The organism is Lactobacillus johnsonii ATCC 33200, from assembly GCF_000159355.1.
GTDB lineage: Bacteria > Bacillota > Bacilli > Lactobacillales > Lactobacillaceae > Lactobacillus > Lactobacillus johnsonii.
Genome location: NZ_GG670122.1, coordinates 51,474 through 75,097, shown reverse-complemented (window position 1 = coordinate 75,097; position 23,624 = coordinate 51,474). Strand labels below are relative to the sequence as shown.

General features: G+C 34.8%; 15 protein-coding genes and 2 pseudogenes. All 17 read right to left on the bottom strand.

Going from position 1 to position 23,624, the window contains the following annotated elements; translation table 11 throughout:
• Positions 1 to 155: 155 nt before the first annotated feature.
• The 17 genes and pseudogenes from HMPREF0528_RS08060 to ychF all read right to left on the bottom strand — a co-directional run bounded on the left by HMPREF0528_RS08060 (position 156) and on the right by ychF (position 23,615).
• Complete coding sequence (locus tag HMPREF0528_RS08060; RefSeq protein ID WP_011162513.1) at positions 156 to 434, bottom strand: ArsR/SmtB family transcription factor; 279 nt, start codon at positions 432 to 434, stop codon at positions 156 to 158.
• Between the two features lie 29 nt (positions 435 to 463).
• A complete protein-coding gene (locus HMPREF0528_RS08055; RefSeq protein ID WP_004896543.1) occupies positions 464 to 1,249 on the bottom strand; it encodes a Cof-type HAD-IIB family hydrolase in 786 nt (261 codons plus the stop codon).
• Between the two features lie 99 nt (positions 1,250 to 1,348).
• On the bottom strand, positions 1,349 to 4,765 hold the full coding sequence (locus HMPREF0528_RS08050) for a mucin-binding protein (RefSeq protein ID WP_004896542.1): 3,417 nt from the start codon (positions 4,763 to 4,765) through the stop codon (positions 1,349 to 1,351).
• A 317-nt stretch (positions 4,766 to 5,082) separates the two neighbouring features.
• A complete protein-coding gene (locus tag HMPREF0528_RS08045) occupies positions 5,083 to 7,068 on the bottom strand; it encodes a PTS fructose transporter subunit IIABC (protein WP_004896541.1) in 1,986 nt (661 codons plus the stop codon).
• 40 nt (positions 7,069 to 7,108) lie between these two features.
• Positions 7,109 to 8,023, bottom strand: coding sequence for a 1-phosphofructokinase (gene pfkB / locus HMPREF0528_RS08040; RefSeq protein WP_004896540.1), 915 nt, complete (start codon positions 8,021 to 8,023; stop codon positions 7,109 to 7,111).
• Positions 8,020 to 8,778, bottom strand: a complete 759-nt coding sequence (locus tag HMPREF0528_RS08035) for a DeoR/GlpR family DNA-binding transcription regulator (protein ID WP_004896539.1) — start codon at positions 8,776 to 8,778, stop codon at positions 8,020 to 8,022. Before HMPREF0528_RS08035 ends, pfkB begins: the two co-directional genes overlap by 4 nt.
• Positions 8,779 to 8,954: 176 nt before the next feature.
• The gene (locus tag HMPREF0528_RS08030) at positions 8,955 to 11,261 is read right to left on the bottom strand and encodes a glycoside hydrolase family 31 protein (protein WP_004896538.1); all 2,307 of its coding nucleotides are present in this window, start codon (positions 11,259 to 11,261) and stop codon (positions 8,955 to 8,957) included.
• Between the two features lie 86 nt (positions 11,262 to 11,347).
• Positions 11,348 to 12,495: pseudogene (locus HMPREF0528_RS08025) on the bottom strand (ABC transporter permease).
• A gap of 60 nt (positions 12,496 to 12,555) precedes the next feature.
• Positions 12,556 to 13,451, bottom strand: a pseudogene (locus tag HMPREF0528_RS08020) (ABC transporter ATP-binding protein).
• Positions 13,452 to 13,573: 122 nt separating this feature from the next.
• On the bottom strand, positions 13,574 to 14,323 hold the full coding sequence (locus tag HMPREF0528_RS08015) for an aspartate/glutamate racemase family protein (RefSeq protein ID WP_004896533.1): 750 nt from the start codon (positions 14,321 to 14,323) through the stop codon (positions 13,574 to 13,576).
• Positions 14,324 to 14,325: 2 nt separating this feature from the next.
• Positions 14,326 to 15,897, bottom strand: coding sequence for a UDP-N-acetylmuramoyl-L-alanyl-D-glutamate--2,6-diaminopimelate ligase (locus HMPREF0528_RS08010; RefSeq protein WP_034525396.1), 1,572 nt, complete (start codon positions 15,895 to 15,897; stop codon positions 14,326 to 14,328).
• 36 nt (positions 15,898 to 15,933) lie between these two features.
• The gene (locus HMPREF0528_RS08005; protein WP_004896531.1) at positions 15,934 to 17,091 is read right to left on the bottom strand and encodes a sensor histidine kinase; all 1,158 of its coding nucleotides are present in this window, start codon (positions 17,089 to 17,091) and stop codon (positions 15,934 to 15,936) included.
• Positions 17,092 to 17,096: 5 nt separating this feature from the next.
• Entirely contained in the window at positions 17,097 to 17,783 is a 687-nt protein-coding gene (gene croR / locus HMPREF0528_RS08000; RefSeq protein ID WP_003649950.1) for a response regulator transcription factor CroR, read from the bottom strand.
• Between the two features lie 150 nt (positions 17,784 to 17,933).
• A complete protein-coding gene (locus HMPREF0528_RS07995) occupies positions 17,934 to 19,790 on the bottom strand; it encodes an ABC transporter ATP-binding protein (protein WP_004896530.1) in 1,857 nt (618 codons plus the stop codon).
• A 13-nt stretch (positions 19,791 to 19,803) separates the two neighbouring features.
• A complete protein-coding gene (locus HMPREF0528_RS07990; RefSeq protein ID WP_004896529.1) occupies positions 19,804 to 21,534 on the bottom strand; it encodes an ABC transporter ATP-binding protein in 1,731 nt (576 codons plus the stop codon).
• Positions 21,535 to 21,669: 135 nt separating this feature from the next.
• Positions 21,670 to 22,503: a DUF1129 domain-containing protein gene (locus HMPREF0528_RS07985; RefSeq protein ID WP_004896528.1), complete on the bottom strand. Its 834-nt coding sequence runs from the start codon at positions 22,501 to 22,503 to the stop codon at positions 21,670 to 21,672.
• 11 nt (positions 22,504 to 22,514) lie between these two features.
• Complete coding sequence (gene ychF, locus HMPREF0528_RS07980) at positions 22,515 to 23,615, bottom strand: redox-regulated ATPase YchF (protein ID WP_004896527.1); 1,101 nt, start codon at positions 23,613 to 23,615, stop codon at positions 22,515 to 22,517.
• Between the last annotated feature and the right edge of the window lie 9 nt (positions 23,616 to 23,624).

The window sequence follows — 23,624 nt, the reverse complement described above, 5'->3', positions numbered from 1 at the left end:
TATCAATAAGTGTAAATAATAAAAAATTTGCTGAATTTTTAATTTAATACTTTTTCTCTAAAATTACATCTTTATATAAACATATTTTTATATGTTTGTCAAAGGTGTTTAGAAAAAAGACAGTTAAAATTGCTGTGATTATTCCAGTCCTTGAACTAAAAATCTTCATTAACATGCCGTCTCAAGACATCTAGAATCTTAATTACATGTTTATCTTCTAAGCTATAGTAGCGCTCTTGCTTAACTTGTTCACTCTTAACTAGCTTAGCCTCTTCCAAGATCCTCAAGTGTCTAGAAATAGCTGGCTGACTAACATCAAACTGTTTTACCAAGTTATTTACACTACTTTTTTGATTGTCATTTAAATAATAAAGAATTTGAATTCGAATGGGATGATTTAAAGCTCTAGTAACTCGAATAATTTGATCGTTCAACTTGTTCACCTATCTCAACTTACATTTAATTATGAGAGTAACTCAAGAATTTTCTTTTGCACACTTGATTCTTCACTAGATCCAATAATTTGATTAGCAGCTTTCTTTGCCTCTGGAAGAGCAGTAGCTGTAGCAAAACTGCTACCTGCAAACTTAAGCATACCAACATCATTACCACTATCACCAAATGTTACCATTTCACTAGATTTAATCTTAAGTTTTTTACCCAAATATTCTAAACCTACAGCTTTATTCATTCCTTTAGTCTGCATATCAATAGCAGTACTTGCACCTGAGACAAAACCAATCTGTGGATAGTCTTCTCTAAGTTTATCTAAGACCTTAGGCATCTCATCTTCTGGAACACGAAGACTTACTTTAAAAATACGATCATCAATATCGTTAAAGCTATCAACAACTTGAATTTTCTTAACGTACTTTTTTAGATCTTCCGCAAATTCTTTTCCACTGCTTTTTTCAACATATGCACTAGTTACACCAGCAACAATAGCCTTATATGGTAGTTTTTCCACAATTTCAAGCATTGTTTGATAATCTTTGTCAGATAAATCAGATATTTGAAGAATTTCATTTCCATGAGCTACTAAAGCACCATTTTCAGCCACAAAATACATATGCTTATTAGCTTTTGGAAAACGATCGAGGATATTTTCATACTGATTACCACTGGCAATAACAAATTTAATATCACGATCCTGCATAATTTGAAATTCTTTTTCAAAGAGTTCCTTATCATAAGTCTTATCTTCTCTTAGCCAAGTACCATCCATATCAGTTGCAATAAGCTTAATCATTTTCAGTCTCACTTTCCACTTTTATTATCCACACTCCACTATACTAAAAAACGCCACCCGGAGGTAGCGTTTTTCATAAAACTATTTTATTCAACTAGTTTAATCCTTCTTGCGTTTTCTAGTGCCTGCTAAGCCTAAAATTGACGCAATGGTTGCTAAACCTAGTCCAATAATTTCTGCATTAGAATGTTTATGACCCGTTTGAGGCAATGAGACATCCTCAGTTGTAGCTACTTCTACTTTACCAGATTCTTTGTTTTCCACAGTTTCTACTTTATTAATAGGAGTATCAGTGGAAAGTTGTTTTGGAAGAATAGGAGCATCATTCGTTGATTCAGTTAGAGTTTCAGCTTGAACTGGATCTTTTGAATCCTCTGGTTCTTCTGAATCTACTGGATCCTTTGGTTCTTCTGGATCTACTGGGTCAGCTACGTATACTACTGTATCTTCTTTATCCAAGTTTTGGTCAAAGTTACTGTTGTCCACTACAATATCGTAAGCATCTACTACTGGACGATCTGTGTGGTAGCCCTTAATCGTTGGGCTAGCTACACTTTCGAATCTTTGACTTTGTGTCCATTCGCCCTCCCAGATAACTTCACCAGTTACTGTGTCTCTTGTTCCTGTTTGCGTGAACACTAAGGTTACACCTTTGTAGTCTGGAGCTGCTTGGCTACCGTTTCCGTAAACATAATGAATCACTTGGTTAACCACTTTATCGCGGCTAACTTCTTCTGTTAGGTTCGCTACATATACTACTGTATCTTCTTTATCCAAGTTTTGGTCAAAGTTACTGTTATCTACGACAATATCGTAAGCATCTACTACTGGACGATCTGTGTGGTAGCCCTTGATCGTTGGGCTAGCTACACTTTCAAATCTTTGACTCTGTGTCCATTCACCGTCCCAAACAACTTCACCAGTTACTGTATCCCTTGTTCCTGTTTGCGTGAATACTAAGGCTACTGAGGTATGATCTGGTGCAGCTTCACTACCATTTTCGTAAACATAGTGAATCACTTGGTTAACCACTTTATCGCGGCTAACTTCTTCAGTTGGGTTCGCTACATATACTACTGTATCTTCTTTGTCCAAGTTTTGGTCAAAGTTACTGTTGTCCACTACAATATCATAAGCGTCTACTACTGGACGCTCGGTTTGGTAGCCCTTGATGACTGGACTTTCTACACTTTCAAATCTTTGACTCTGTGTCCATTCACCGTCCCAAACAACTTCACCAGTTACTGTATCCTTAGTTCCTGTTTGCGTAAACACTAGGGTTACTCCCTTGTAATCTGGAGCTGCTTGGCTGCCGTTTTCGTAAACATAGTGAATTACTTGGTTAACTTCTTTACTACGAGTATCTTCTACACTATTATGTTTCAAATAAACATAAACATGCTTTTCATTTTCTGTAGTTGTACCTTGAATAGCATCTGGATGTACACTGTCAGTTGCTAAGATATAGTTAGCACTTTCCCAATTCCATAAGGTATTAGAATATTGATCATTGATAGCCAAATCATGGTAACTCTGCTTTTGATCGACTAATTCTTTACCATGCTCTGGTTTAAAGTCAGTGGTTCCTTTTTTAGCTTCTTCGTGTACATCAACATAGTGAATATGTACAGAAGTTTGGGCATTAAGGTTAACTTCAGTCTTATGCCATGGAATTAAATAACTTGGCATTTCTGGCACAGCCGCTTCAAAAGTAATCTTTGGTATGTTAGTTGAAAAAGTAGACCATGCTGAACCAAGAGCATTACTAAATCTAATTTTTACCCCAATACCATTTACTTTAAATAGCCCTGAACCAAAAATTTCTTTTTTACGATCAACTTCATCCCAGCCGGTGTACTTATTAACAGCTGCTTCGCCCCAGATAGCAATTGCTGTATTCTTATCTTTAACATTGTATTTTGAGATAATTTCATTATTTTTTTCTGAGTATACAATGTCCCCACCATGTTCTCCTTGGCCTTTATGTACAGTAACGGAGGATTCTGGTAATTGTACCCCACTACCTCTATAGCCACCTGTATTGATTATTTCAGCCTTTTCTATATAATCAGTGCCGTTTCCAGTACTGTTTAAAGATCCAACAGTTATATAGGCCGTATTTTCTGCTAAAGTAATTAGGTTATTATCAGCATCATAGAATTTAAGGTCCATAGTAACCCCACTTGCTCCTACATAAAAGAAGCCATCTAGTGGATTTTTACTAAAGTATATACCTGATGTACGTCCATCATTCAGATTTTTTCTAGTCCAATCACTGTAGGTAATGACAATCTTACTAATCGTTTTACCTGCGTATGTAGAATTTTGGATATTAGTGTAGGTAACTCTAAGAAAATCACCAGTTTGATTGCCACTAACTTTATAGAAAATATTTAATTTTCCATCTAAAAGCGAACCGCTTCCTTGAGTAACACCATTCTTTAAGGCCTCTACTTTTGCAACCGCATTTTCTTCATTACCTAAAACTAAGAGTTGCGATAACTTAAGTGGATCTTCATCTCCTTCTTTCCATAATCCCAATTCCTTAAGATGTTCAATATAAGCATTTCTAGCTTCCTCATACTTAGCTAAATCATACTTATATTTATCCATGGCATCTTTATACTGTGCTAAAATCTCATCAATATTAGCAAATTGTTGGTTATTTTCTTTTTCTGCTTCAGCAATGCTATCATTAACACCACTTATATTGGTGTTAATAGTTACTTTATCTCCTTCTACAATGGTTAATCCAGGTGCATTTTCATAACCATTTAATTTATCGTTAACGGACTGGTTATAATTATTTACCTGATCTTTAGCAGTATCGTAATTTGGAGTGGAAAGTATTACTTCCTTTTTTTGTACAGTATTAGTTTCTACATTCTCAGTTGGTTGTGTTTCTTCTACGGAAGCTGTATTGCTTTCTACGCTTTCAACTGGCTGTACATCTACAGAAGCAGCATTTTTCTCTACATCTTCAACTGCTTGAGCTTCTTCTACAGGAGTAGTATTTTCAACTAAATTAGTTTCAGTTGTATTAGTATTTTGATTATTTACTGCTGTATCTCCATTAATTGTCTCAGCATTATAAGTTACTACTTCGTTAGTTGCTTGTTCTTCTACATTATCTGTTTCTAGACCAGAAATAGACCGATTATTTTTTACTTCTTCATTACCAGTCTCAACAGAAGCAGATCCATCATTTTCTACTTCATTATTTTCTTCTGTCGACATAACTTCTGTTTGATTTGCAGTAGTAGACACACTTTGTTCTTCAGTATTTACTACACTCTCTATTTTTTCGGTTATGTCACTAGCTGTACTACTTTCTACTTTTACGCTTTCCTCTGGAGCAACTGTAGTGTCAGCTTGAACTTCCTGATTATTAATCCCCATAAAGGTTAAACCAATTAATACAGAAGCAACCCCTACAGTAAACTTACGAATAGAGAAGCGTTGCTTTTGCGGTCTAATTTTTCGCATTTTTTCACTATAATTGTTCTTGGAAACCATAATTTTATCCTCATACTTCTAGTATTAGGTGAGTATTAAGTTATAGCTTTCTTGCTAGTAAAGAGCATATATAAAGCGCTTACTTTCACCTTTATAATAAATGTTTTTTACATTAAGTAAGTATACGAACAATTTATGATATTTGCGTGAATTTGTAATTTATTTATATATGATTTTTCTTTATATACCAATAAGAATTCGATTTCAAAAATCTTACATTTTCAATACTATACATTACTATAGCGAATATATGTTATTTATTAAACAAAAAAGTAAGATTCTAATTTTTTAGAATCTTACTTTTTAATTAGTTATTTTTATTCATCTGGGTCTTCAGAAACAGGTTGCTTCCAGAAACTCATAATTAGACCGGCTACAATAGAACCAACAATTGTAGCTACGAAGTAAAGTAAAATATGGTTAGATAATGGTGATACCCATAGTCCTCCGTGAGGAGCTGGTACTTGGATGTGCCATAATCCAACAAGCAAACCACCAACTGCTGAACCAATTACGCAGGAAGGAATTACACGACCTGGGTCAGCTGCAGCAAATGGAATAGCACCTTCAGTAATGAATGAGAAACCTAAAATCCAGTTTGATATACCAGCACGACGCTCTTCCTTAGTGTAACGGTTCTTAAAGAAAGTAGTACCAATTGCAGTAGCAAATGGAGGAACCATACCACCAACCATAACAGCAGCCATCATAATTGCAGCAGTTGCAGAATGTGGATCGTTAGCAAATGCACCTGAAGCAAAGACATAAGCAGCCTTGTTGAAAGGACCACCCATATCGATAGCCATCATACCAGCTAAGATCATTGTTAAAATTACAAGGTTACCAGTACCCATACTGTTCAAGAAGTGGGTAATAGCAAAGTTAACTGAACTAAAGATTGGGTTGATGATGTAGAACATAATCAAAGCAATGAAAAGCAAGCCCAAAATTGGGTAAAGCAACATTGGCTTCATACCTTCTACTGATTTTGGAAGTTTAGCAAATAACTTCTTCAATCCAATCATCATATATCCAGCAATGAAACCTGCAGCGATACCACCTAAGAATCCAGCTGGAGAGACAGCATGTGCTTGCGCGTTAACTTGTAAGCCGTTAGTACCGTTAACAATGGCTGCCATGTATCCACCAACAAACCCTGGCATCAAGGCAGGTAAGTCCCCGATTGATTCAGCAATATAAGCGGCTAATACAGGAACCATAAATGCAAAGGCTAAGTTACCAGCACTATTTAAGAAAATAAATGCAGGGTTCTTAGCACCACCAGCCATATAGTTTTCCACTATGAAGGAGATGGCCATTAAGATACCACCACCGATAACGAATGGAAGCATGTGGCTAATACCACTCATCAAGTTCTTGTATATAGATGCCCACAAACCTTGTTTTTCTTTTGCATCATCGTCGCTAGAACTTGCGCTACTATCAGCATGGTAAATTGAAGCCTTATTTTCTAAGATATCCTCGATTAACTCTTTTGGATGGTTAATACCATCTACAACAGGCTTCATAATAAGTTCTTTACCATTGAAACGTGGCATATCAACTTTTTTATCAGAGGCAATGATGACACCTTTTGCTCGCTTAATTTCTTCTGGAGTAAGCTTATCCTTTACACCTTCAGAACCGTTAGTTTCAATACGAACATCAACGCCTAATTTTTTACCAGCCTTAATTAAAGCTTCTTGAGCCATGTAAGTGTGTGCAATACCATTGATACATGCAGTAACACCAACAATTAAAGGCTTTTGCTCGCTAGCAGGCTTAGATGCTTCTTTTGCAGCTTCGGCCTTTCTCTTTTCGGCATCGGCCTTGTCCTGAGCATCCTTTTCAGCTTCTGCTTTTTTAAAGATATCAATAACTTCTTCTGGTGTAGCTGCTGCCTTTAAAGCATTAACAACATCTGGATTAATTAATAAACTTGATAACTTAGCTAAAGCTTGTAAGTGTGTGTTATCAGCACCGGCTGGTGCAGTAATCATAAAGAATAAATGAACTGGTTGTCCATCAAGAGCTTTATAATCAATTCCTTTAGGACTTTTTGCAAATAAAACAGCGGCACGATTAATGTACTTGTTTCTTGCGTGTGGCATGGCGATTCCTTCACCAATACCAGTTGTTGATTCTTTTTCACGAGCCCAGATTGATTTAATGAATTCTTCTTCGTTATTTACAACACCTTGCTTTACTTCAAGATTAGCCATTTCTTTAATAGCTTCTTCTTGAGTAGTAGCCTTCAGATCCATAATCATTAAATCAGGACTTAAAAGATCTTCAATTTTCATGAAAATAACTCCCTATCCTAACTGTATTATTTAGTTTTAACTACTTTACTTCTTCAACTGTAATTTGTGGTAAAACAGCATCAATTTGACTCTTAACTGCAATATCTTCAGTAAATGCAGTAGCACCACCACAAGCAGATCCGACCTTTAATGCTTCAACAACATTATGAGTCTTGTAGTAAGTTCCTACAAAGCCGGCAATCATTGAATCTCCAGCGCCAACTGAGTTAACAGCAGTACCAACAGCGGCACTTGCATGGTAAACATGATCCTTAGTTACTAAGTATGCACCGTCGCCAGCCATAGAAATCATGACGTTTTGTGCACCCATGTCTAAAAGTTTCTTAGCTGCTTCAAGCATTTCTTGATCATTAGCAAAGCTTGTATCAAATAAAGCTGCTAATTCATGATGGTTAGGCTTAATAACTAATGGGTGGTACTTCAAAGTTGCAAGTAAAGCTTCCCCAGTAGTATCAATTGCAAATTCAGCACCAGCTTCTCTGATAGTTGGTAATAATTGTTCATAGAAGTCAGTTGGTAAACTTGGTGCTAAACTACCACTTAATACAACAATATCGCCTTCATTAAGATCATCCAAACGCGCCTTAAATGCAGTAATTTCTTGTGCATCAATCTTTGGACCAGCCGCATTAATTTCAGTTTCTTTTTGAGCATGAATTTTCACATTAACACGGGTATCGTCAGAAATAGTTACAAAATCACTTTCAATTTTTTTAACGTTTAATTGGCGAACTAATTCTTTGCCAGTAAAACCACCAACAAATCCCCAAGCAGTGTTATCAACATCAAGTTGGTTCAAAATTTGAGAAACATTAATTCCTTTACCACCAGCTAAAAATTGACAATCATTTGAACGGTTAACACTACCAGCTTCCACCTTTTCTAATTGCATAACATAGTCTAATGCTGGATTAACTGTAACAGTATAAATCATGACCGAGCCTCCTCAACTCTGATTTGTTCAGGTAAGATATTTTCTTTACCTGTACTTAAATTGTTAGTGATGAGTATTGCCTCATTGATATGTGCAAAACTTGCAAAATTTGCTGCACCAATCTTACTACTATCCATTAAAATAAAAGATTCTTTAGCCTGCTTAATAGCAGCTTTTTTTATACCAGCTTCTGCTGGATCTGGCGTAGTAAATTGACCATCTGCTGTTAAACCATTAGCCCCAATAAATGAAACCGTAAAGTTCATTTCTTGTAGCTGCTTCATGGCTGTGTTGCCTATGACTGCATGCGTTTCAAGCTTAGCCTCGCCCCCTAACAAGCGAGTATGAATTCCATTGTCTAAACATGCTAGTGCAACATCAACACCATTAGTAACTACATGTAAATCATTAACTTCCCGCAAGAATGGCACCATTTCATAAGTTGTCGTTCCAGCATCAAGAAAAATATGATCTCCATTAGTAACATGATTTATCACAGCAAAACGTGCAATTTCACGTTTATTGTCAACATTAAGATTAAATCTCACTTGTTGTTCAACATCACGTGAATAATCTTGCAGTGAGCGTGCTCCTCCGTGTACCCGAACAATCACGCCACGCTTTTCTAATTCAATGAGGTCACGGCGAATTGTTGACTCTGATGACTTAGTCAACTTACATAATTCATTAACACGACAGATACTGTGTTTATTAATATAGGTTGCTATAGCTTGTTGACGTTCCTCAGTCAGCATCGTTCATCATCACCTCATTTAATATGATAAACGCTTTCAGATATAAATTCAATCATTTTTCGCCAAAATCATTCATATTCATTCAATATTAGTCAAAACTAAAGCTATTAAAAGTGAAAAGTTTTCCATATAAAAAATGAGCTAGCACATCATCGCACTAGCCCTTTTTCATTAAATTAATTAACCTGAATATATTTTTTATCTTTATAAATAAAATTCATTTTTTCATTAGTAGTCCTAATTTCAATTCTTTGATAATTTGGCTCATATCCATGCTTTTTCAAATTGATAGTAATTTTATGACCATCGACATTTATCTCATAAAGATTGTACTCACCCTTTTGATAAGCAAAATCGGTTCCATTATCCTGATAATGAGTATATTTACCACGTTCACCAAACACTCTAAATGTCATTTTTTCATCTGGTCTACAGGAAACATGTTCCTTAACTTCTCCCCATGGCAAAATAGTATTTTTCTTAATAAATAAGGGTAACCTATCAATCGGAGCACTAACTAAGATCGTATTATTACCACTATAAGTAACATTATTCCAAAAATCAATCCATTCCCCTTCTGGTAAGTAAACAGCTCGCCACTTTTTACCTTCTTCAACAATTGGCGCTACCACAATATTTGTACCAACCATGTATTCGTCATTCATATTTTTAACTGCTGGATCAGTTGGATAGTTTAAAACCAAAGGTCGCATAATCGGTAAACCCGACTTATTTTCTTGAGCAAATAAATCATAAAGATATGGAATAAAATGATATCGCAAATGTAAGTACTTGCGATATATCGATAGCGTTGGTTCTCCAAAGATCCATGGCTCTTGCGAGCGTGTACCCATAGCCGCATGATTTCGAAGAAGAGGACTAAAAAGTGCTGCTTCAATCCATCTTGTTAATAGTTCTGGTGTAGTATCTGCACCAAATCCTCCGATATCTGTCCCAGCAAAAGCAAAACCGCTCATTCCTAAATTACATAGTTGCGGAATCATTATTTGTAAATGGACCCATAAACTTTGATTATCACCAGTCCAAACTGTGGAGTATTTTTGTGTTCCCGCATAAGCAGCACGGGTAATCACAAATGGGCGTTTACCAGTTAAATTCTTTAAGCCATAATAGGTTGCTTTAGCCATATTGTGACCATAAACATTATGCATTTTAGCATGTGTTGATTCTTTTTCTTCATCATTAAAAATAATATCTTTCGGAATTTCTCCATTAAATGAGGCCGGCTCATTCATATCGTCCCATATTCCATCAACACCTAAATCAACTAAAAACTTACAATTTTCTGACCACCATTTTCTGACCGTTTCACGCCCAAAATCCGGATAGACAGCATCCCCAGGCCAAACCTTATTAACATAAACTTGCCCATTTGGTGCTTTTACAAAATATCCCTTTTTTAGTCCTTCTTGGTAGATCTGATAACTATCGTCTTTTTTGACACCAGGGTCAATAATTGTAATCACATGGAAACCTAATTTGTGAAGTTTATCAATAAATTTTCTGGGATCATCATAGGTATCTGTCCTCCACGTAAAAACTCGATACCCATCCATATAATCAATATCTAAATGGATAGCATCGCATGGCAGATTATATTTTCGCATTTTAGTAATAATTTCCTCTACCTTTTCAGCGCTTATACTATATCCCCAACGAGATTGTTGATAACCTAATGTCCACTTTTGTGGCAGCGGTGTTTTTCCTGTTAAGTAAGTATAATTTTCAACAATTTCTTTTAAGTCTCTGCCGCCAATAATGTAATAATCAATATTTCCATTATCAGCTGCAATGTAGTAATATTTATTACTTTCTTTACCTAAATCAAAATAACTATGATAAGTATTATCAAAAAAAATTCCATATGGATGATTGTTCTTCAATCCAATTAGAAATGGAACAGACTTATATAAGCGAGTAAAACTTTCCACCTGCGGCTCGGGATTATCTGTATTCCAGTTTTCATAGGCATAGTGTCGTTTATTTAAAAAACCGGTCTTATCACCTAAGCCATAAAATTGCTCATCGTCTGCTAATTCTTTGACTAAGTCATAGTAGTGGCCGTCTTTTCTTCTACTAGTAACCACATCATGCCCTTCCGACTCGGCCAACTTTTGTTGGCTAGAATCTATTTGTCGGTCAATTGGAATTCGAGAGCCCCGATAGTCAATAATTAAGGGATTTTCTTCTGCATCATAAACATCTATTTTTTCGTTGTGATAAATTTTAATGATTAATTTTGAAGTTTTTATTTCAAGATAGTCATTCTTTTTCTCAACTTTAAATTTAGTTTCTTTTATCTTATTTCCTTCAATTGCATATGAATTAGTATGCTCACCGCGATTTTGAAATACACGGATTATTTCAGGTGTTAAGATTGTTAATTCAATACTAGAATTAACAAAATTTATCTTTATTTTGTTTTTATTAATTGCATATGTTTCCAAACTATTTGTATTCATAATTAAGCCTCTACATCTTTTTGTATTCGCTTTCAATTTTATCACAAAAAAACTACTCAACTTTTGAAAGCTGAGTAGTTAAATTTTTATTCCTTAATGCCTTGTAATGCACGCTTCATATTCTTCCACATACCGTTATCATCAGTTTGCAAAATAAGGCTTGGATAAATTTTTCTAATCCACCAAATCGATCCTAGCAAAAATACGAATAGAATTATTAGAGAGATTGCTGCCTCTAAGCCAGTCGCGTTTCCTTTAATTAGTCGAAGGGGCATTAAGAAAGATGATAAAAATGGTACGTAAGACATAATCATGGCAAAAATGCCATCAGGATTATTAGATAAGCTCATACTACTAAATAATCCGAGTAGAGTTAAATAAACTAAGGGTTGTACTGCCTTGTTAGCATCTTCAGCTTTAGTGACAATTGCACCACAAACAGCCGCATAAACGATATATAGGATCAAGCCAAGCACGACGAATAATAGTCCCCAAGAAATTATTTGTCCTAAAGCTTGATCGATAGCAGGCTTTATTTGAGCAAATGTATCTTTTACTCCATCAATATGAGGAGCCATATAATAAAAGCCAGAAAACATCACAGCATAAATTAATAACTGAGTTAGAATTTCAAAGAAAATGCCCAACACTTTACCATCAAAATAATTTCCACCAAGCATGCTTGAAAAGATCATTTCCATAATTTTAGTTCCCTTTTCACTGGCAATATCCTGTGCCATGATGGTGCTACCAAAAAGTACAAAACAAAAATTAGAATCCAAAAAGTAGCTGTCTTTAAATTCTTTTCATCACTTGCATTCAATTTTTTATCATTAGTTTTCTCGGTAAATTTAACTTTTTGAGAAAGGGACTGCATCTGTTGCTCACTGAGCTTAGCGTTTTTTAGATTAAATGCTTGCTGCTGAGTGTTTAAAACTCTGAACAACTCAGTCTTAACATTATTATCAAGACTTTCTGTACCATAATAATTTGCGACTAATTGAGTAGAAGTCTCTTTAACCACAATATAACCACTAATATCACCATCTTTATAGGCCTTTTCAGCTTTTGCCCTGTTTTTATATCCATCAAAATCTTCTGTTTTCTTTAATGGCTGAACAATACTCTGATTTTGACTTACTATTCCTACTTTTGTATCACTGTCGAAAGCTGAAGATGAACTCATCCCAAAGAAAAAAGAAATCAATAATACAAGAAATGGTGCGAAAATCATCAATAAAAATGACCAATTTTTACTTCTCTACGATATGTTTCTTTAGCAACTAACCAAGTTTTATTCATTCTCTTCACCGGCTTTCATTTTGAAAATTTCATCTAAAGTTGGTGGCTCTTGATCAAAAGTTTGCAAGTATTTTCCATGGGAGAACGTATTAAAAATTTCTTTTCCGTAACTAGCGTTGTTAACCAAAGTTTGTAGATACCATTATTCTGTAAAATAGCATTTTCAACCCCAGGTAAATTTTTAACATTATCAAGATTCAGGCCAGTTCTAATAAACAATCGAGTTAAACCAAAATTATTGCGAACATCATTTACGGCACCGTTTAACACAATATGTCCATTATTAATCATTACTACATCGTCACACAATTCTTCAACATTAGACATATCATGATCAGAAAATAGAATAGTAGCTCCGCGTTTCTTTTCTTGTAAGATTACCTCTTTAATTATTTCGACGTTTACCGGATCGAGCTCACTAAAAGGCTCATCCAAAATAATTAAGTTTGGCTAATGAATAAGAGCCGCAATTAATTGAATTTTTTGTTGATTACCTTTAGATAAATTTTTTATTTTATCGGTAATTTGGCCTTTAACTTCTAACTTTTGCATCCAATCTTACAAATCATGTTTTACTTCATCTTTTTTCATTCCCTTTAAACTAGCCAAAAAACTTACTTGCTCTAAAACAGTTAATTTAGGCATTAAGCTACGCTCTTCAGGTAAATAGCCTACAGAGTTATAATCCCGACTTGAAAAAGAATGTCCATCAATAGTGATTTTTCCCTGATATTTAACAAACTTTAAAATGCTATGAAAAAGAGTTGTTTTTCCTGAACCGTTTTTACCAATTAAGCCTAATATCTTTCCATTATCTGCTTTGAAGTTAATATCAAACAAAACTTGTTTGCTTCCAAAGCTTTTATTTAAGTTCTCTACTTGTAACATAGTTTTTTCTTTCTAAGTAAATTTATTAAAGTTAGCCTTAATTATATCAATATTTTTTCTTAAATATACTTTATTGGATCAAAAAAGCCTCTCAGTTGTCCAAATCTGAGAGGCTTTTATCTTTATTTATACATATATTTTGCAGTAGCTTCTTTAGGATCCATCCCATTTCGAATCTTTAAAGCAAGTTCAATTGAAACATCTGCGATAATTGACTGCGGATCAATAACGTTATATGGGTGATCTGGCGCTTTTTCCTGGGCGAGAGATAACTCAGTACATCCAAGTAAAATCACATTACAACCATATTCATCGTGCATTGTTTTTAAAATTTTGTGGTATAAATCATGATCAACAATACCTTTTTCTTTAATATCATGATAAATTAGCTCGTTCACCATTGGTTGAATTTCAGGACCACCTAGTTCAGCTTTTTTACCAACTCGTTCTAATTCATCTACATATAAATGATCGTAAATAGAACCTTCAGTTGCAATTAAACCAATTTTCTCTTCTTTTGGAAAATCATCCACAAACTTATGAACAGCAATACGCATCATATGTAAAAATGGTACGTCTGTTAATGCTGCCAAGTCATCATAAAAGTAATGAGCAGTATTGCATGGCATTACGAAAAAGTCAGGATTAAGTTTTGATTGACTTAAAACATCATCCTTTAAATCATAGAAAAAATTAGGTTGACTATGATCCATAATGTATGCAGTTCGATCAGGAATTTGAGCATCATTTACTAAAATATAATTTAAATAGTCCTGATCCTTAGTAATCTTAACTCGGTGATTAATTAAACGGACATAACTTTCAGTCGCAATTGTCCCCATTCCACCGATAATTGAGAAAAAGTGTTTCATTCCTATTCCTCATCATCTTTTTCTAGTTCATTAATTACACTTTCCGCAACTTTGATGTCAGTTGGATATGGTGTATCTACTCCGCGAATCTTTTGGTATGGGTCGGCTCCCTTACCACAAATCAAAACGATGTCATCCTTATCAGACATTGCAATTGCATCATGAATTGCCTTTTCACGATCTAACTCAATTGTGACATCAACTTTTTTATGATCAATGCCTGCATCAATTTCCTGTGCAATATCCATTGGATCTTCAAAACCAGGATCATCAGTTGTTAAAAATGCTTTATCTGCATAAGCAGTTAAACTTTCACTAAATCCTGGACGACGTGATACTCCTTTATCACCAGGAGCTCCAACAACTACGATGATTTTTGGAGTGTTAAATTCACGCTGCATAAAGCTCATTAAAGCCATCATTGAAGCCTTATTATGTGCATAATCAACAATTACAGTACCATGATTCTTTGATGGCAAAGCTTCCATTCTTCCTGGAATAGTAACGTGACGAATACCTTTAGCACATTCTTCATAATTTTCGCCGGCAAGTCCAGCACCAATAATAGCAGCAGTGCCATTCATTTCGTTGAAATCACCAATCATTTGAAGAGTGTAGTCACCAGCAATTGGTAATTTCTTAGCTTTATCAGATGCACAGAATAATTTGAATTCAGTTTCTTTCATATCAGTTTCAACTGATTGGAAACGGAAATCAATTGGTTGCTTTAAGTTAGGATTTTCAAAATCATTTCTGGCAAATAAATAGATACTATCTGGATTCGTAGTAGTAGTTGCAGCCGCATAAATCTCATCGAAGTGATCAGACATTGCATTGATAATACACTTACGTGAGTTAACCATTAATTGCAACTTACAGTGCAAATAATCTGCAAAGTTAGGGTGCTCATTTGGTCCAATATGGTCTGGAGTAATATTTAAGAAAAAGCCGAGATCGTAAGTCAAACCAAAGACACGATTTTTCTTATAAGCCTGACTAGAAACTTCCATTACTAAGTGAGTCATACCGTTATCAACAGCTGTTCTCATATCTCTGAACAAGTCTAAACTCTCAGGGGTAGTTAAACTCGCCTTAAATTTATCCTCAGGCTTTGGTCCCACAATATCGTCTACTGATGAAAATAGTGCTGTTCGACCACCATTAATTTGGTCAAGCATCCCCTTCAAGAAGTATGCAGATGTTGTCTTACCCTTGGTACCGGTAAAGGCTACCACATACAAATCATCTTGCGGAAATCTGTAAAAGGCAGCAGATAAAAGAGCCATGGCTTTAGTTACATCTCTAACAACTAAAGCATGCATTCCTTTACCTTCTGGATATGGTTGTTCTGCTACATAACAAGTAGCTCCACTATCTTTAGCCATTGATAAATAAGTAGGTCTAAAGCCTTTACCTTTACAGAAGAACAAGGTATTTGTTTTTATATCACGTGAATCATAGGAAATATAATCCATTTTAGTTGGAACCGCATCTTGAACAGCACTTGATTTAAGCAAGTGGTGTTCCTTCAATATTAAGATGCAAGTGTTTAAAGAAATGCTAGAATCGCTCATTTTTTCTCCCCAATTTTTAAATCAATTCAGCCTAAATTATAGCACACCATCATTTTTCTTTGGGCTATTGAGTGGTAGTTGAATAATAAAACTAGTTAATTCTGATGTTGATTGACATTTAATATTACCACTATGCAAATCAACAATACTTTTAGTTATGGCTAAACCGAGACCAGTTCCACCAGTTTTTAAATTTCTTGAACTTTCTACACGATAAAAACGATCGAAGATCTTTTGCAAAGATTTCTTAGGGATTTGTTCCCCATTGTTTTCAACTCTAAGTTCTACAAATTCGTTATTTACCTTATTTGCAATTAAGTTAATTTCAGTAGCTCCACGTCCATACTTTAAAGCATTTGAAATCAAATTATTTAACATGCGAACAATCATCTTTGCATCCGCATCAATTACGAGGTCTCTTGGCCTAGTTACAACATTAAAAGCGATATTTTTCTTTTCAGCTTCTAATTCAAAACCAGCAGCTACTTGTTCAAGCATTGAATTAACATGCAGAGGTGCCAAAACCAATTTATTATTTGTTGAAGAGCGTAAAGTAGTATATTCAAATAGATCTTCAGCTAAAGCTTTCATTTGAAGAGCTTTATCATAGGCTATTTGGATGTACTTAGTTTGATCTTCATTCAGCTCACTACTCTTTAATAAGCCAAGATAGCCAATAATTGAAGTTAGTGGTGTTCTAATATCATGAGAAACATTAGTAATCAAGTCATCCTTTGATTGCTCTATCTGCCGCTCCTCTTCCATTGAAGCAACAGTACTATCAACTAACGCATTAATTGAATCAATCACTTTTTGCAAATCTGTCTTTACTACAAAAGGAATTCGATGGTCAAAATGTCCATCTGCAATATAGTGTAATTCTTCAATAACGTGACGCAATTGCATTTGTCGATATCTTCTGATTAAGCGCCAATATACTACAATGACATCGCCGACTAACATAAAACTAATAAAAAGCCGTTGCCAAGACCACAAATGCATCCCATTAGCAAAAGTAATGGTTTTCTTCAAAAAGAAAATTCCATTTTCTAATCTTGGATCATTTAAGACAGCTAAGTTAATCAAGATAATGATCGAAAGGTTTAATAGTAAAAGCAAAATAACGGTTATTACGCCTTCACCGAAAAGTTCGCTTTTTTCTTTTGTGGTTAGGATTACTTTCTGCTTTTTCATCCCTACTAAGCCTCTACTTTATAGCCTACTCCCCAGACTGTTTGAATAACTTCTTCACCATCAGTTGCTTTCTGAATCTTATCGCGTAAGTGAGAAACGTGTACCATAACAGTTTTAGCAGAAACCACTGATTCTTGTTGCCACACTCTTTCAAAGATTTCATCAGCACTAAAAACTCGATTAGGATGGCTAGCAAGCATATATAAAATTCCAAACTCTAAGGCAGTTAATTGGATAACCTTACCTGTTAAAGTTTTAACTTCATGTGAATCTTTATTGATCACTAAAGGTCCTACTTCTAATACATCTGGCTTATCATCTTTTACTTCCTTCTGGCTACGACGAAGGAGAGATCTTACCCGTGCCATTACTTCTAATGGATTAAATGGCTTAACTACATAGTCATCTGCTCCAGTAATCAAACCCTGAATCTTATCCATATCACTAGTCTTAGCAGAAACTACCAAAATTGGAATCTCCGAATCTTTTCTAACTTCCTTGATAACTTCGATTCCCGACATTTGTGGCATCATAATATCAAGAATCATTAAGGCAATTTCCGGATTAGTAGAAAGTTTCGTTAAAGCTTCTTTACCGCTATAAGCCGCAATTGGTTCATAACCTTCATTTTTTAAATATATACTTAATAATTCAACGATTTCTTTATCATCATCAACAACTAAGATCTTCATGAGGATTGCTCCTTATCTATAATTATTTATCACATTAAAAATCTATTATTAATATTTTACCCGTTTTCCTTTTAATTACCTAAATTAAACCACGTTTTTAAAGAATTATAAAAAATGGACCCTAGAAAAGCATCTAGACTCCATTTTTAATTAATCTAATTCTTTTTTACCAGTGTACAACTCGTAGTAGTAACCTTTTTGTTTCAAAAGTTCTTCATGAGTACCACGTTCAATAATATGACCATGGTCTAGAACTAAAATAAGATCTGAGTTAACAATTGTTGATAAACGGTGAGCAATAACAAAACTAGTTCTACCAGCAAGTAAGTTATCCATACCGGCTTGTACCATACGTTCAGTTCTAGTATCAATACTTGAAGTTGCTTCATCAAGAATCATCACCGGCTCATCCGCAATCATCGCTCTAGCAATACTTAGCAGCTGCATCTGGCCTTGAGACAAATCGCCCCCATCACCATCAATTACAGTTTCATATCCATCATCAAGTTCATGAATAAACTCATCTGCATGCGCTAAACGCGCCGCTTGATATACTTCATCATCACTAGCATCAGGTTTACCAAAACGAATATTATCCATAATCGTTCCAGTAAAGAGGTGAGTTTCTTGTAAAACAATCGACAAAGAATGTCTTAAATCATTTTTTCTAATTTGAGAAATTGGAACACCATCATAGGTTATCTTTCCAGATTGAATTTCATAAAAACGATTAAGCATATTTGAAATAGTTGTCTTACCGGCACCAGTTTCACCAACTAGAGCCACCTTCATCCCTGGTTTTGCATCAATATTGATATCATACAAAATTTGATGCTCTGGAACGTATGAAAAGTTAACATGATCAAAAATAATATGTCCCTTAATTGGTACCTTTTTAATGTCACCGTTCTTTTCCGGAACATCCCAATACCAGCTATTCTTGACTTCCTTATTAGGAGACATGATAACATCTCCATTATCAACTTCAGAAGGCTCATCTTCTAGTTCAAAAATTCTTTGAGCACCGGCTAAAGCTAAAACAATTGAATTCAATTGTTGGGAAATTTGTGCAATCGGCATACTAAACTGACGTGATAACTGTAAGAAAGATGCAATTGCACCTAAAGTTAAAGGAGCCCAACCATTAATTGCAGCAGCTCCTCCAATAAAGGCAATTAAGACATACAATAAGTTACCCATATTACCCATAATTGGAAATAAAATTGTGGCATAGGTATTAGCTTTTCCAGATGCTCCACGCAATTCTTCATTAAACTTATCAAAGCCTTCTTCAGCTTCAGGTTCGTGAGAGAAAACTTTAATGACCTTTAACCCATTTAGCATTTCTTCGTCGTAACCATTAATTTGACCCAGTTTATTTTGTTGAACTTTAAAGTAATGACTAGATCTAACTGTTAAAAATCTAACAATTCCAAAGGATAACGCAAAAATAATAAATGAGAACAAAGTCAATTGCCAACTTAAACTAAACATAGCTACAATAACAAAAATCAAGCTTAGTGCCGAGTTTAAGAATTGAGGTAATGATTGGGAAATCATCTGCATCAAGGTATCGATATCGTTAGTATACCGACTCATGATATCCCCATAGTTATTTTGGTCAAAATAAGCAATTGGTAAAGATTCCATATGGGTAAATGTTTCATTACGAACCCGGAATTGGACTTTTTGGGCTAATACCCCCATCAACATACTAAATAAGTAGTTAGAAAGGAATCCAATTGCATAGATTCCAAACATTACTAAAATGGCGTTTAAAAGTGGTCCATAATTCGGAACTTTTTCATGTAAGAGTGGTGTTACGTAAGTATCAATCAGTCGCTCAATAAATAGTGATCCAATTACAGCAGAAGCAGCTGCTAAAATAATAGTAATTATTGAAACAACTAACATCCAAGGGCTCGTTGTTAAAACTAATTTTAATAAACGACCAAGGACTTTTATTCGATTTCCTTTAGGTTGTGTTTTTTCTTTTACTTGATCCATAACTTACTCTCACCTACTTTCCCGCATTATTTTCTTCTTGGAACTTAGCAATTGAACGATAAAGTTCATTGGTTTTCATTAATTCTTCGTGAGTTCCAATTGATTGAATCTTACCGTGATCCATAACAATAATTCGATCTGCATCCTTAATGGAAACAACTCTTTGAGAAATAATAATCTTAGTAGTGTGCGGCATGTCTTTTGCTAAGGATTCACGAATTTCACGCTCAGTTGTCGTATCCACAGCAGAGGTTGAATCATCTAGAATTAAAATTTCCGGATTCTTCAAAAGTGCACGAGCAATAGTCAAACGTTGTTTTTGTCCACCAGAAACATTATTTCCGCCTTGTTCGATCATTGTATTATAACCATCTGGCATTTCACGGATAAAACCATCTGCATGAGCGACCTTAGCTGCAGCTACAACTTCTTCATGTGTTGCATTTTCGTTTCCCCATTTCAAGTTTTCTTCAACAGTTCCACTAAACAAAACATTCTTTTGTAAAACCATTGCAACTTTATCACGAAGGGCCTTCAATTCGTATGATTTAACATTATGTCTAGCTACTCTAACCGCACCAGATGTTACATCATAAAGACGAGGAATCATTGAAACTAAAGTTGATTTAGATGATCCAGTTTCACCGATAATACCGATTGTTTCACCAGGGGTAATATGTAAGTTAATATCCTCTAAAGCATAATGCTTCTCATCTGGTGAGTATTTGAAGTTAACATGATCAAAAACAATATCTCCATTAGTTACGTCCTTAAGAGGTTTTCGTGGATTTTCGATTGCTGGCTTTTCGGTTAAGACAGCTGCAATACGTTTACCACTAGCCTCAGAAATAACTAATTGAGTAGTGATCATAGCTAGAATATTCAAACTAAACAAAACAGAGTTTGAATATGAAAACATAGAAACTAATTGTCCAGTTTGCAAACTTCCACCAACGATTTCCTTAGCACCAAACCAGCAAATCGCTAAAGTAGAAATGTTAAGAACAGCCATTACAACCAACGCATTAAGTGACATAATTTTCTGCGCTGTTGAGAATAATTTATAAATAAAGCCAGAAGACTTCTCAAACTTTTCAATTTGAGATTCTTCTTGTACGTAAGTCTTTACTTCACGAATTCCACGAATATTTTCACGAACATCTTGGTTCATTACATCATATCCTCTAAAAATACGTGGAAAGTAAGGATATGCACTTTTAATAATTAATGCCAAAATTAAAACAAAGATAGGAGCAATTACCACAAAAATCAAAGATAGCCTTGGACTAATGATAATCGACATAATAATTGAAAAAATCAGCATTAACGGTGCACGAACAGCGATTCTAATTAACATTTGATAGGCATTTTGAACATTGGTTACATCTGTAGTAAGTCGTGTTACCAAGCTGGCACTGGAAAACTTATCAATATTGCTAAAAGAAAAATCTTGGATATGGTAAAACATATCTTTTCTCAAATTAGCCGCAAAACCTGCTGCCGCGTGTGCAGAAACATAACTGGCACTCGCACCCAAAGCTAAAGAAATTAAGGTTAGCACGAAAAGAATTAGGCCCCACTTATTGATATAGCCCATATTTCCTTTCATAATTCCCCTATCAATTAGAATACCAACCAAGTACGGGATCAACATTTCAATTAAAGCTTCACCTGCAACTAGGACTGGGGAAGTCAACGACAATTTTTTGTATTGTCTAATTGACTTACGCAACACATTAACCATATAAAACCCCCGTTCTTTACTTAAAAAAGATAAAAATAAATAGACGCCTCGCGCCGTCTATTTACTCCCCTAACAAATAAATTATTTGTTATCTTTATTTATACTGTAGACTAATTTAAATAAATAGTCACGTTTTTAATTTCGACGATTTTGTCTTCTAGCAGCAATTTCATTTTGACGCTTAATTTGCAATGGATCAACAACATGGTACTTTTGACGGAACCATCTACGAACAAAGAAAGCAATTACCGCTAATACAATGTAAACCCATGGGTTTAATACAGGGTTAATCATCTGCATAAATGGCATTGATGTAAATGTAATCCAAACCATTATGATTCCGACTAAAAATACACCTATTAAAATAATTTGCCACATTGGTGGACGTTTACTTTTATCCCTAGTAATTAAATCATTATAGTATGCCATTAAAATACCAAATAAAATTGTAACTGATGCAACAGTTAAAATACCCATTTGTTGCATACCATCTTGTTGCTTAGAACTGTTACTAAATAGTTGAACTACACCAAAGAATCCGGCAAAGATAATAAAGTACAATAAACCATTATCTACGGCATGCATCCAAAACTTAGTCTTAGGTGCTTCTTTTTTAGGATTAGCAATTTCGATTGCTTTTTCTCTTGGAGCTTTTTGATATAAGTTAGATGCTGGAATTCCTTTACGTTGCGCAACAATAATTTCTGGCAAAATTTGATCAATTGCTGGCTCAACTTGATCCATAGTATAGTTTTGATCTTCTGTCAAAAACTTCTCCAAACGAAAAATGTAATCTTGGTTTTTATTACTTAACTTATTACGCAATTCTTTTGGAGACATCTTTTTAATCTCTTCATCACGAGAATTTTGTTCATGCGCCTTTTTTAATTTTTCTTGTTGCGCATTACCTACTGTTGAGTTCTTGGCAGCTTCAGTATGTTCACTTTTATTTTTATCTTTTGGATCCATTCAAAAAACTCCTAAACATTAAATCTAAATTCAATAATATCACCGTCTTGAACTACATAGTCTTTTCCTTCAAGACGAAGCTTTCCAGCCTCTTTAACTTTTTGCATGGTTTCAAGTTCATTTAAATCATCAAATGAAACAACTTCTGCTCGAATAAATCCACGTTCAAAGTCTGAGTGAATAACACCGGCAACTTGTGGTGCTTTCATGCCTTCATGGAAAGTCCATGCACGAGTTTCAGGACCACCAGCAGTAAAGAAAGTACGTAGACCTAAAATGTGGTAAGCAGCCTTAATCAAACGATCAAGCCCAGATTCTTCAACGCCTTCCATTTCAAGAAATTCTTTTCTTTCATCTTCATCCATTGAAGCAATTTCTTCTTCAGTAGCAGCACTAATTCCTAAAGCCTCTGCATTTTCACTTTCAGCATGCTTTTTGACAATTTGGTAGTACTTATCGCTTTCTGGATCAGCCATTGAACTTTCAGCAATATTAGCAACATAAATAACTGGTTTAGAAGTAAGTAAGAATAGTCCCTTAACGATCTTTTGTTCATCTTCATTAAAGTCAATTGAGCGAGCAGCTTTACCTTCTTCAAGAACTGGCTTTAATTTATTTAAAACAGTTAATTCAGCTTTAGCTTCTTTATCGCCTTGTTGAGCAACCTTTTGCACTTTTCCAATTCTACGGTTAACTGCATCTAAGTCCGCAATTGCTAATTCAAGATTAATGGTGTTGATATCTTCTTCTGGATCAACCTTACCAGTAACTGAAGTAATGTTGTCATCATCAAAAGCTCTTACTACGTGAACAATTGCATCAGTTTGACGGATATTTTCAAGGAACTTATTTCCAAGTCCTTCACCTTTTGATGCGCCTTTTACCAAACCAGCAATATCAGTAAATTCAAATGTAGTATGAACAATCTTCTTAGCTGGAATTAATTCTTGAATACGAGCTAGACGACTATCTGGAACTTCAACCATCCCCACATTTGGCTCGATTGTGGCAAATGGATAGTTTGCCATTTCGGCACCAGCTTTAGTAATCGCGTTAAACAAAGTAGACTTACCAACATTTGGTAATCCAACAATACCTGCAGTTAATGACATATTATTCTC